The sequence below is a fragment of the Planococcus sp. YIM B11945 genome, assembly GCF_050864155.1.
GTDB lineage: Bacteria > Bacillota > Bacilli > Bacillales_A > Planococcaceae > Planococcus.
The window spans coordinates 128364-140960 of the sequence record NZ_JBOZWR010000005.1 but is presented as its reverse complement, the minus strand read 5'-3'; the positions used below and the strand labels follow the sequence as shown (position 1 = coordinate 140960).

Below are 12597 nucleotides of genomic sequence, written 5' to 3'. Positions count from 1 at the left end.
TTTTTTATTGGCTTTGCTAACAAGAAAAACAGCGGACCTTAAAAGCGACCGCTGTTTCCGAATTAAAGAACGGTATTCTTTAATGGCTGCCGCTTTCTACACTAAGTTCCCGCAATAAGAATTTCTGGATTTTCCCGCTGGCATTGCGCGGCAATTCATCGACAAACCGGTAATGCCTCGGCCGCTTATAGCCTGCTAGCTTCTCGTTATTTTTACAAAAATCTTCAAGCGCTTCTGCTGTCAAGCTGCCGCTTGCAACGACAAACGCCAGCACTGACTCTCCCCATTTTTCATCCGGTATGCCCAGCACCGCTACATCTTGGACCGCTGGATGCTCATGCAGTACATCTTCTACTTCGCGCGGGTAAATGTTTTCACCGCCGCTGATGATCATATCGTCTACCCGGTCGGCCACGTATAAATAGCCTTCTTCATCCAAATACCCTAAATCGCTTGAATGATACCAGCCTTTGTACAAGGCTTTTTCCGTAGCATCATCGCGGTTGAAATAACCGGCCATCATGCAAGGGCCTTTGACGATGATTTCGCCCACTTCTCCGGGCTTTAAGACATCTTCCGGTTCAGATGGACCGTCTTCGTTCGGACGCACAATGCGGATTTCGTGGTTAAATGCCGCCTTCCCTGCAGATCCGGCCTTTGTCAGCTGATCGCCTTCTGCCAGGAACGTAATGGCTGGCCCCATTTCTGTTTGGCCATACGCTTGAATCAAATCAATTCCCAGCACTTCTTTTACTTCTTTGACCAAAACGGGTGCCATTGGGGCGGCTCCGTATAATCCGCGCTGCAATGCCGCTACTTTCGAAGCGGCTCCTTCTTGCTGGGCCATCATGCTCCACATAGTCGGCACTGCAAACATAACCGTCACTTTTTCTTGTTCGATCGCTTCTAACGCACCCGTCGGATTGAATTGATGCATGATGACGCTTGAAGCACCGGCATGGACCCGCGGAATGATGCAGCAATGCAGCTCTGCACAATGGAACATTGGCGCGATGACAAGCCCCACGTCGTCTTTGGTGTATTTAATGACTGCCATGCAGATTAAACTTTGCTCTGCCATATCCCGATGCCGGTGGATAACCCCTTTTGGGCGTCCGGTAGTGCCGCTTGTATACATGATGGCGTATGTATCTGTTTCGTTTACTTCAACCAGTGGATCTTTATTGCTCGATTTTGCCACTTCTTCGTGAAAGCTCTTTGCATACGCCGGCTTTTCTCCGTCAACAATCCAAAACTGGATGGCCGAAAATTGCGGCTGGATGGCAGCAATCGTCTCCTGCAACTGTTCTTCAAATAAAACCACTTTTGGCCTGGCGTCATTCAAGATATAGGCGACTTCTTCTGACTTAAGCCGGAAATTGATCGGGTTGAATACCGCGCCTATTTTTGCACAGGCAAATAATGCAGTAGCCAGCTCATCAGTATTGAAAAGGTAAGTCGAGACGCGATCGCCTTTTCCCACTCCAGCCGAAGCCAAGGCATTGGCCAATCGATGCACTTCTTCTTGCCACTCCCGGTAGGTCCATCGCTGCCCTTTCTTTACATTTACCAAGGCGACTTTTTCAGGATAATTGCTCACGGTTTGATCGAAAATTTTGCCCAATGTTGCGTACATTTTACCATTCCTTCCATTTATGAATGGCGAATCATTTTCTTAATATTTCCATAATGTCAGATTAAAATAAATATTGCAACAACTTATTTTTTAATAGCACAGGAGAAAGCTCAACGAAAAAAAAGACCTGTTGCACAAGGCTTAAAGGTCTTTTTTAATATGTATATTTATTGATTATATATATGTATAATTACTCCATCAAAAGTACCCATTTTTAAATCTTATTGCCTATTCCATTCGATTTATATAAAATAAGAAATACTTAGGTTCGAAAGCCTAAAATTTACTATGATAAATTTTTCATACGAAGGAGAGAAAAAATGAAGAAAATAGCTTTTTCAGTACTGGCAACAAGTTCTTTAGCATTATTTTTGGGCGTAGCGGAGACTGAAGCAAGTTCATACACAGTTAAACCCGGAGATAGTCTTTGGAAAATTGCTTCTGAAAATAACGTTTCTGTTTCGAACCTTAAACAATGGAACAAGTTAACTTCCGATTTGATTCACGCAAACCAGACCATTACATTGAATGCTCCAACAACCACATCAGTGAAGCAAACAACTGCACCAACTAAAAGCACAACAGCGTCTAGTACGTACATAGTAAAATCTGGGGACACGTTATCTAAAATCGCAAAGACATACAAGACGAGCGTCAGCGCCCTTCAAAAACTAAACGGCATTTCCGGTTCCTTGATCCGTGTGGGCCAGCAATTAAAAGTAAACGGCACAGCAACTACGCCTGCTGCTTCTAATAAGCCAGCAACTCCAGCGGCCACTGCTCCTGTAAGCAGCAAAACGTATAAAGTCGTGGGCGGCGATACCTTATCAAGCATTGCTAAAAAACATGGCGTTTCTGTAGCCAATCTTACAAAATGGAACAATTTATCTTCCAGCCTTATCCGTGTGGGGCAAGTGCTTAAAATCGAGAATTCTGCTTCAACTAGCCAACCAATACCAGCTAAACCGGCAACTCCGGCTCCTGCTGCTCCAACTGGCACCTATAAAGTAGTAAGCGGCGATACGTTATCTGGCATCGCCAATCGCCACGGCGTCTCGGTCACACAAATTATGAACTGGAACAACTTGACTTCTCACTTGATCCGCGTGGGGCAAGTGCTTAAAATTGAAAACGGCCTCGTTGCTACACAGCCGAAAACGGATCCCGTTTCTGCTCCAGCACCGGCTCCTTCCAATTCAGCAACCGTCAACAAAATTATTTCAACGGCAACATCTTTAACAGGCATCCCTTATGTATGGGGTGGTTCTACCACTCGCGGCTTTGATTGCAGCGGCTATATCTATTATGTATACAACAAAGCTGGCGTTTCCGTTCCCCGGACTAACACAACCGGACTTGATGCACGCTCATACGATGTGAGCAATCCGCAAGTCGGCGATCTTGTGTTTTTCCAAGGAACTTATCGCGCAGGCATTTCCCATGTCGGCATTTACATGGGCAACAACAAATTCATCCATGCAGGCGGCGACCGCGTTCAAATTACGAGTTTGAGCGACAGTTACTGGAGCAAGCACTTTGATAGCTTCAAACGCTTGTATGCAATGGATTGAGAATAAAATAAGAAAAGAAGCTACGCCCACTGCATTCGGCAAAATGCAGTGGGTTCTTTCTTTTTAAAAAGCTATTCCTCATATATCCGTTATTTTCCATAACTAAACCTTAATTGTTAAATAAAGTTTATTTTTTTCTCACACATTTTGTTTCTATTTTATAATGATTATCATTAAGGATTGATTTTAATTTAAAAAATGTTATCATTATGAATGTAGTCTTTTACATAAAAATGAGAATGAGGTGTTCGATTAATGAGGAGTACAGACAAAAGAGCTCTAACAACAAGCTGGGGCGCCCCAGTTGGCGACAACCAGAATTCCCAAACAGCTGGACAACGCGGACCAGTATTGCTTCAAGATGTTCATCTTCTTGAAAAATTAGCCCACTTTAACCGGGAACGTGTTCCTGAGCGAGTTGTTCACGCCAAAGGCGCCGGCGCTCACGGATACTTTGAAGTTACACAAGACGTTTCAAAATATACCAAAGCTGCTTTCCTGTCCGAAGTTGGCAAACGCACCGATATGTTCGCCCGTTTCTCTACAGTAGCTGGAGAACTTGGATCGGCTGATACCGTTCGCGACCCACGCGGTTTCGCATTGAAATTCTATACAGAAGAAGGAAACTATGATCTAGTCGGCAACAACACACCGATTTTCTTCATTCGCGATGCGATCAAATTCCCTGACTTTATCCATACACAAAAACGCGATCCACGCACGCACTTGAAAAACCCTAACGCAGTGTGGGACTTCTGGTCATTGTCACCAGAATCGTTGCACCAAGTGACTTACTTGATGGGCGACCGCGGAATTCCTGCGACACTTCGCCACATGCACGGTTTCGGAAGCCATACATTCAAATGGACAAACGCTGAAGGCGTGTCTCACTGGGTGAAATATCACTTCCTGACTGAGCAAGGCATCAAAAACATCACGCAAGAAGTAGCTGACAAAATTGCCGGCGAAAACCCAGACTTCCACACAGAAGATCTCTTCAACGCAATCGAAGAAGGCGACTTCCCTGCTTGGAAAATGTACGTTCAAATCATGCCTTTGGAAGATGCAAACACGTACCGCTTCGACCCGTTCGATGTAACGAAAACTTGGTCTCATAAAGATTATCCATTAATCGAAGTTGGCCGCATGGTTCTTGACCGCAACCCAGAAAACTACTTTGCTGAAGTTGAGCAGGCTACATTCTCACCTGGCACATTAGTTCCTGGCATTGACGTTTCACCGGACAAAATGCTTCAAGGCCGTTTGTTCGCATATCATGACGCTCATCGCTACCGCGTAGGCGCGAACCATCAAATGCTGCCGATCAACGCAGCGAAAAACCAAGTCAACAACTACCAGCGCGACGGCCAAATGAACTTTGGCAAAAACGGCGGCGGTTCTGTTTACTACGAGCCAAACAGCTTTGGCGGCCCTACTGAAACAGCAGCCGCAAAACCAGCTCCACTTGAAGTATCAGGCTTCACTGATTCTGTACCTTACCGTGAAGAAGATTTCTACACGCAACCAGGCGACCTTTACCGCTTGCAAAGCCCTGAAGAACAAGATCGCCTTGTTGCGACGTTCGTCGGCGGCTTGAGCGCCGTAACGGTTGAAGAAATCAAACTTCGTCAAATCAGCCACTTGTACAAAGCTGATCCGGAATTCGGAACACGTGTTGCAAATGGCCTTGGATTAGCAGTTCCAGGTTTAGCTGAAACAATTTAATTCTCAATTAGCAGCCGCCCCTTGAGAGGAGCGGCTGCTTTTTTGCGTTTTAAAGCCAGCATGAAATTGGAAATAATGTAAAAAAGAACCGTTGCATATTTCGCGACGGTTCTTTTTGGTTCTTAGGCATAGGAATTTTATTTACTTGCGCAACTCCATTTCCAACGCTTCTGCGACATCTTTGCCGTTTTGAATGCAAGCGCCAATCCCCACTCCGTAATAAGAAGCGCCCGCGAGTTTAATGTTGGGTGCAACGCGCGCCATTTTTTCTTCAAGTGCATTAATTGCCGCTTTATGCTGCATATTGTAATTCGGCATGAGGTTTTTCCAGTTCGTCACTTCGGCAATCAATGGTGTCGCGGTAATTTTCAAGCTTTTTTCGCTATCCGACAGCGCAACATCGACCAGTTCCGCTTTCGTTAAATTTTTCAATTTCGCATAAGCAGGATGCGAGCTCTTATAAAACAAGCGAACCAATAAATTTCCGTTCGGTGACGTATGGCTCCATTTTCTGCTTGTCCATGTACAGGCGTTGCAGTGCAAATCGCTGTCTTGTGAAACGATAAAGCCGGTACCGTCTGCCGGAAGCTTGGCATCTGGAACGTCGAACCCTAAATAAACGCTGATCAGCGATGAATTGATCAATCGGCTGAATTCTGCATCCAATTCTTTTGAAGCAAGCAATTGCTGCGCGGCAGCATGGGGCGTTGCCAAAACGACGTAATCCGCATCAAGGACTGTCCCGTCTGCAAACTCGACGTCATAGCGCCCCTCTTTTTCAATGAGCCGGTTCACTCCTACGCCTTTATAGATGGTTGCACTCTCGAGTTTTTCTTCCAGCCGGTCAATCAAAACTGCCATGCCTTCATCAAACGAAATGAATTTTTTATTCGCTGCGCCTTGGAAACGCTGTTTGTTTTCGCCGAGCCCCTTGATGATGCTGCCGTATTTGTTTTTATAGTCCACCAAGTACGGCATGGTAGACGACAGCGTCAATTCATACAAGTCTCCAGAATAAACGCCGGACAGCACAGGAGCGATTTGGTTATGGACCAATTCCTTTCCAAGAAAAGCTTCAAGAAATTCGCCGATTGAGCTGTCGCGCGTGAACGTCTCGTTCGGCGTGTCAAAATCCCGCAAAGCTGCTTGCTTGCCTTTTTCCGAAACAAGCGTCGAACTGAACAATGCTTCTTCGTTCATTGGAATGCCGAACACTGTATCCGCTGGAATGGCGTGAAGCTCATTATTGGCATACAAATACGAGATGCCAGTCCCGTTATAGACAATGCGGTCTTCCAGCTCCAATTCCTGAATAAGCGGCATGACGCTTTCGTTCCGGGCCACGATTGAATCAGCGCCGGTCTCCATGATGAATTCTCTCTCTTTCACCGTACGGATCTTCCCCCCCAGCTCTGCTTGCTGTTCGACAAGCACTAAGTTCAAATCCAGGTTCTGCTCTTTTTTCAGCTTCTGCAAATAATGCATGGCAGACAGGCCGGTAATGCCTCCGCCAACCACAACCACTGTTTTCATACCTATCCACTCCTTAATGTTGTCTTCATTTTATCAATATTTCCAGCATGTTGCCGGAGAGAATTTGTCAGATTTCATACGCTTTTGTTTGCTATTCGCCACTTGGACTGGTTTGATTAAAGAAAGGCATTTTTTTATATTAAGGGGAGAGATTGAAGATGTTGAATGCAATAGACCAAAATATCATCAGCAGACGGACCATTAAATCGTTCAAACCCGATCCTGTTGACGTTGAAGAAATTATCGAGTTATTGAATGTTGCCAGATGGGCCCCAAACCATAAAGTCAATGAACCGTGGCGTTTTCAGCTGTACGCCGGTGCAGGAAAAGAAAAGTTCGTCCAGGCTTATGTAGGCGCCATGCCAACCGTTGAAGGCGAAGTTTCTCAAAAAGTTAAAAACAAAGCCCAGTATTTCCGGGACATTCCGTTGCATTTGGTTGTTATCATGCCGGAAGACCCTCGACAAAGAAGATGGGACGAGGACTACGGCGCAATTTCTTCCATGATCCAAAACTTCCAGCTTGCCGCTTGGGAGCGCGGAATCGGTATGATTTGGCGGTCCAACGACTGGATTTATGATCCGAAGTTCCGGGAAGCCATCGGGATAGCCCCTGGCGAAAAAATAGTAGCGACAATGATGATTGGGTACCCGAAACACGTGCCTGAGAAACGGCCGCGGACCGATATCCGAGAGAAACTAACGATTATAAACGAATAAAAGACGGCGTGGAGCTCCCACGCCGTCTTTTTTATTCGCTTAATAAGGACATTGCGCCGACTGCTCCTGAGAACTCCCCGTTCTCTAGGAACAGTGGAGAAGCACCGCGCAGTACGGTGTAGCTCGTAACGACTTCTTGCAGCAGTGGGTTGTGGACAAACGACGAACCGATGTAAATGATTGTCGAGCAGCCGCATTGCTTGGCTGCATGGACGCTCACCGTGCTTACGGTTTCTCCGACCAACCCGACTACCGTTGCCAACAGTTCTTCTTTTGACAACTTGCCCGCTACATCAAATAAGTTGTTTCCAAAATTGCTTGCTGTCAACTCACCTGAAATCGGTGGTTCTTTTCCTTCATATATGTGTTTTACTTTTAAGTCAATTCGATCCCGGGAACCGGCACTGGCCATCCGGACAATTTCTTCATAGTCAGTGACTCCCGTCAGCAAGTGCGACAACCCCAATAACGTTCCGCCTCCAACCCCCGTTCCACCGATGCGTTCTTGGACATTGTTTTCAATGCAATGAATAGATGTTCCAGTTCCGACATTGGTAACAAGATAGGAATCTTCCGTGCGCCCCATTTGGCTAAGCAAATACCGTACGCCAAGGTGGGTTGCTTCAAACTCTACAATCTCTTTAGCCTCTTTATGCAGCAGCGAAAGAAGGACGCCAGCTTTGCCTCCTGTCACACATACTTTACTGGCATTTTTTTCATTTACCCAAGAAGCCACTCGTTCCATTTCCGCAATTGGGAACTTAGTAAAATGAAGTTCTCCAAGTTCGGTATACGCCACTTTGATCAGCGTACCGCCTGCATCTATTCCGACAATCATTTTGCACCTGCTCTTTCTCACGTTTCCATTAAAGAAACGCCAGCTTGTTTTATTCCATTTTAATGGTCAGTAAAACTCTCACTTCTCCAAGCGGGAGATCAACTGACCATAAAACCCGATTGGATCAACTAACATTCAATGAGGGATGAATCCCCCCACTAAATGAAGTTTCTCTTTATGCACACAAGAGGAATTTTAACATAGAAAATTAAAGCATGGCATTTTTTTCGCACAACTTCCATTATTTTAAAATTTGTACTGGAAAAGAACCAGTTTTTATTTTACAATAAATTCAGTAAATTCAATCTATAAGTAAAAAGGATTAACGAATCCTCAAAATTACCTAGAGAAAAGGAGAATAAAAATGGATATGGCAGCAGAAAACAAGCGCACTTCTTTCATTATGGGCCTTACGGTTATTCTTGGTTTTGTGTGTATGTCTTTATCGGGAAGATATGAGTTTCTGTACATAATGGTGACTGCGTTGATTTTGGAAGCTTTTGTCTTTGATGAAGACCGGAAATTAAACCTGTGGAAATATATCACCGCCCAGCTTATTTTAGTTGCTTCCGTATTCTCTTTGTTCACCTTCATGTAAGCTGAGGAAGCGAAATTTGTTAGAGGAAAAAACCGTTTTATTGTTAAAGTGAAGCAAATACTTACCTTGAAAGCTTCATGGCATGCGCCGATCAAATCGCCCCAAGCTCCAAGAATTCAAGAGCTAAAGCAGCCACAAGCTTAGCTTGTTAGGAGGAATCGGGTTTTGCAACAACTTCAAAGTTAAAAGCATGGAAGCCGGCTAACGGGTTTCCATGCTTTTTATTTGCCAGACATAAGAAAGACGCCCTTTTCGGAAAAGGGCGTCTTGAATCTACCTTTTACAGCTGTCTAAATCCGCCGGTATTGGCACGGACCTTAACTTCAGCGTACTTTTTAACGTCGCTTTCTTTAGAAAGAAGCGTTCCAATTGCTCCACCGATAAAGCCGAGTGGAATGGAAACGATGGCCGGGTTGGTTAACGGGAAGATCGGATTGCCCGTAATGATTGCCAGTCCAGCTTCAGGATTCATTACGCTTGGGCTAATGGATACAAGGACTAGAGCTGAGATGAGCCCTGTAAAAATCGCGGATACCGCCCCTGTCGTATTGAATTTCTTCCAGAAAATCGTGTAAATGATCACCGGCAAATTCGCACTGGCTGCGATACAAAATGCCAGCGATACAAGGAACGCGACGTTCAAGCTTTGGGCAAATATTGCCAAAAGGATTGAGAAAATCGACACTCCAACAGAAGCATAACGTGCCGCAAACATTTGCTGGCGCTCTGTCGCTTTCCCTTTTTTAATAATTTGGCCGTAAATGTCGTGCGCAAAAGCCGAAGCTCCCGTTAATACTAATCCAGCTACAACGGCTAGAATTGTTGCGAACGCCACTGCCGAAATGAACGACATGAGAATGTCTCCGCCCAGCGCTTGCGCCAGTAATGGTGCTGCCATATTTCCGGCAGCATTAGTGCTGATAATTTTTTCTGAACCGACAAATGCTGCGGCGCCGAATCCAAGGAAAATCGTCATCACATAGAAAATACCAACGATCCATGTTGCCCACATAACTGAACTTCTTGCTGTTTTAGCATCCCGTACGGTGAAGAAACGCATCAAAATATGCGGCAAACCGGCAGTCCCTAATACCAAAGCCAGCATAAGAGAAATGGTATCCAATGGAATTTTGTACTTCACGCCTGGATTCAGGAACGCTTCCCCATGTGGTGTTGCGGTTTTCACTTGAGCAAACATTTCCAGAATACTGAAATCAAAACGCTGCAATACCAAGAACGAAAGGATAACTGTTCCGACCATTAAAAGAACGGCTTTGATGATTTGAACCCAACTGGTCGCCGTCATCCCGCCGAACAGTACGTAAATCGTCATCATGACCCCTACAAGAAGAACCGCCCATATATAATCGATGCCGAACAATAATTGAATAAGTGCGCCTGCCCCAACAAGTTGGGCAATCATATAGAAAATAACGATGGTGATTGAACTCAACGCTGCAGCTCCGCGAACTTTTTTCGCATTAAAACGCGCATTGATCATATCCGCCAACGTAAATTTTCCGAGATTTCGAAGTGGTTCCGCTACGATAAATAATACCACCAAATAAGCGACCAAATAACCGATGGAAAACAAGAAGCCATCAAAGCCAAATAACGCAATGGATCCTGCAATTCCAAGGAACGAAGCGGCCGATAAATAGTCTCCCGCAATCGCCATGCCGTTTTGCCAGCCAGTCAAACCGCCGCCCGCCGTGTAAAAATCGCTGGTCGAGTTCGTGCGTTTCGCCGCAAAATACGTTATGACAAGAGTCATGGCCACGATGACTAAAAATATACTAATTACTGTTGCATTCATCGATTTTCCTCCTTGTCATAATTAAACTCTTTCAAAGTTTCTGTAGCCATATCATCAAATTTCGCAGCCCGTTTCATGTAAACGGTTACTAAAATCCATGTCATGGCGAATAATCCGAAAGCGAATACCCATACCCACGAAATATCCCCAATAAATGTGCCTTCCAGCCAACTGGTATAAGAAATAATAAAATTAAAAAGTAGATAAAGTCCTAAAAACAAAATAGTGGTAGGAACCAAAAACGCTTTTTTCTTTCGCATCAACTCCCTAAATCCTGCCGATGCTTCAATCGCTTCAAAATCCGGGATTTGTCCATTTACCGCCTTCCCTTTAGCCGTTTTTTCTTTGGCCGTTTGCTTCTTTCCTTTTGCATGGTCAACTAACGGTTTGTTGCCTGCTATGGTTTTCGCCAATCTAAACACCTCTTTTATCAAATTTTCTGAATCTAAAAACTATTAAAACATGTAATTTTTTACAAGTCAATTAATAAAATACCGATTGGTATGTTTGCAACATTTATTTTATTCTCAAAAGTGCAAGCAGAACTACAGAAAAATTTATGAATGCGCCGCGCCAGACGCAGTATAAGTTAGGAAGAAAAAGGCATAAAAAATCGCAGTCCATCGTCCATAAGACCGCGATTTTCAGCTAGCATATTAAGAAATTCATTTACCATAGTCCCAGCAATTTCCACCAAAGCCCTCCTATCCCAATCCATACGACTATGTGAATAATGGAAATCACAAAACCGAGCAACCACCATTTTTGCTGGCTGACATAACCGCTTCCGAAAAAGACTGGCGCTGGTCCAGCACCATAATGCGTTAAGCAGCCGAACAAGTTGCTAAAAAATGCCAAAATCAGCGCAGAAAGCAGCGGCGGCGCCCCAGCAGCCACAATCACTGACAAAAATGCCGCATACATGGCACTGACATGTGCCGTGTTGCTCGCAAAAAAGTAATGAGAATAAAAATAAACAATGGCCAGTACAATCAAAGCAATCGTCCAAGATAATTGGCTGGCGGATTCTTGCATTAATTCACTAAACCACGGAATCATTCCCAATTCATTTAAGTAAGTCGCCATCATAACAAGGACAGCAAACCAAACAAGCGTGTCCCACGCTCCTTGTTCTTTTTTAATATCTGACCAGCTAAGGACTTGAGTCAATAATAAAACACAAAGACCCACAAAAGCACTAGTAGTGGCATTTAAGCCAATATTGGCACCAAAAATCCACAAAGAGAGCAATAGCACGAATACGCCAATCATGTACTTTTCCGATCTTTTCAGAGGGCCCATTTCTTTAAGCTTACGCCCAGCAATGTCAGGAGCTTCCGGTGTCTCTTTTAATTCCGGCGGATATAGCTTGTAAATGACTAACGGAATCAGGAACAGGCTGATCAGACCCGGGACGAGTGCCGCCAGCGCCCATCCGCCCCACGTGATTGTTTCGCCGGTAACATCTTGCGTAATCTGGACAGCTAGCGGATTGGCTGCCATAGCCGTGACAAACATGGCGGAAGTGATCATGTCGCCTTGAAAAGCCGTTTTTGTTAAAAAAGCGCCAACTCTTCGCTCTGTTCCATCCCCTACTCTCGACTCGTATGTTTCTGCGAGTGACCGAATAATTGGAAAAATGATTCCGCCGGCTCGGGCGGTATTAGACGGCATGGCTGGCGCAAGAATCAGATCGCTGAAAAGCATCGCATACGACAGCCCTAACGTTTTTTTGCCGAAGAGCCGGACAAATAGATAAGCGATTCTTGTCCCTAAACCTGTTTTGATAAACCCACGGGAGATAAAGAAAGCAATGACGATCAACCAGATGGTTGTATTTTGAAAACCGCTTAACGATTCTTCCAATGTCAAGGTCTGCGTCAAAACGATAAGAGTCAATGCGATGATGGCGGTGCTTCCCATGGGAACCGGCTTGATCACCAAAGCCACAATGGTTGCTACAAAAATACTGAATAAATGCCAGGCGGCTGCCTCCAGTTCATTTGGCGGAGGGATAAACCATAAAATAGAGCCGATTGCCACACAAATTAAAAGGGCACGCCAATTTACTTCTCCCTGTTTTTCTTCTGCAGGCATACTACCCCCTCCTATCTTATGAGCAGATCATCCAACACCGTTCAACTTTTCTTTTTATTCAGCA

Annotated in this window: 10 protein-coding genes; 4 read left to right on the top strand and 6 right to left on the bottom strand. The window is 44.8% G+C overall.

The features are described 5' to 3' along the window. Nucleotides 1-79: 79 nt before the first annotated feature. On the bottom strand, nucleotides 80-1636 hold the full coding sequence (locus ACRRQV_RS12070) for a fatty acid--CoA ligase (protein WP_432531138.1): 1557 nt from the start codon (nucleotides 1634-1636) through the stop codon (nucleotides 80-82). Nucleotides 1637-1956: 320 nt separating this feature from the next. On the opposite strand from ACRRQV_RS12070, the gene ACRRQV_RS12065 reads away from it, so the two are divergent. Both ACRRQV_RS12065 and katA read left to right on the top strand, forming a co-directional pair. Further along, nucleotides 1957-3207 carry a LysM peptidoglycan-binding domain-containing protein gene (locus tag ACRRQV_RS12065; RefSeq protein ID WP_432531136.1) on the top strand — a complete coding sequence of 417 codons (1251 nt, stop codon included), beginning with the start codon at nucleotides 1957-1959 and terminating at the stop codon, nucleotides 3205-3207. A gap of 255 nt (nucleotides 3208-3462) precedes the next feature. After that, entirely contained in the window at nucleotides 3463-4932 is a 1470-nt protein-coding gene (katA, locus tag ACRRQV_RS12060; protein WP_432531134.1) for a catalase KatA, read from the top strand. 141 nt (nucleotides 4933-5073) lie between these two features. Here katA and ACRRQV_RS12055 read toward each other — a convergent pair whose 3' ends face one another. Beyond that, nucleotides 5074-6465: a protoporphyrinogen oxidase gene (locus ACRRQV_RS12055; RefSeq protein WP_432531132.1), complete on the bottom strand. Its 1392-nt coding sequence runs from the start codon at nucleotides 6463-6465 to the stop codon at nucleotides 5074-5076. Between the two features lie 158 nt (nucleotides 6466-6623). On the opposite strand from ACRRQV_RS12055, the gene ACRRQV_RS12050 reads away from it, so the two are divergent. Next, on the top strand, nucleotides 6624-7184 hold the full coding sequence (locus ACRRQV_RS12050) for a nitroreductase family protein (RefSeq protein WP_432531130.1): 561 nt from the start codon (nucleotides 6624-6626) through the stop codon (nucleotides 7182-7184). Between the two features lie 31 nt (nucleotides 7185-7215). Here the strand turns inward: ACRRQV_RS12050 and coaW are convergent, their stop codons facing one another. Then, a complete protein-coding gene (gene coaW / locus ACRRQV_RS12045) occupies nucleotides 7216-8022 on the bottom strand; it encodes a type II pantothenate kinase (RefSeq protein WP_432531128.1) in 807 nt (268 codons plus the stop codon). A 364-nt stretch (nucleotides 8023-8386) separates the two neighbouring features. Between coaW and ACRRQV_RS12040 the strand changes: the two genes are divergently transcribed. After that, nucleotides 8387-8620, top strand: a complete 234-nt coding sequence (locus tag ACRRQV_RS12040) for a hypothetical protein (protein WP_432531126.1) — start codon at nucleotides 8387-8389, stop codon at nucleotides 8618-8620. 280 nt (nucleotides 8621-8900) lie between these two features. Here ACRRQV_RS12040 and ACRRQV_RS12035 read toward each other — a convergent pair whose 3' ends face one another. From ACRRQV_RS12035 to ACRRQV_RS12025, 3 genes are all read right to left on the bottom strand, one after another. Beyond that, the gene (locus ACRRQV_RS12035) at nucleotides 8901-10436 is read right to left on the bottom strand and encodes a solute symporter family protein (RefSeq protein ID WP_432531124.1); all 1536 of its coding nucleotides are present in this window, start codon (nucleotides 10434-10436) and stop codon (nucleotides 8901-8903) included. Continuing rightward, entirely contained in the window at nucleotides 10433-10849 is a 417-nt protein-coding gene (locus ACRRQV_RS12030) for a DUF485 domain-containing protein (protein ID WP_432531122.1), read from the bottom strand. Before ACRRQV_RS12030 ends, ACRRQV_RS12035 begins: the two co-directional genes overlap by 4 nt. A gap of 256 nt (nucleotides 10850-11105) precedes the next feature. Then, nucleotides 11106-12533 carry an anion permease gene (locus tag ACRRQV_RS12025; protein ID WP_432531120.1) on the bottom strand — a complete coding sequence of 476 codons (1428 nt, stop codon included), beginning with the start codon at nucleotides 12531-12533 and terminating at the stop codon, nucleotides 11106-11108. Nucleotides 12534-12597: the final 64 nt, after the last annotated feature.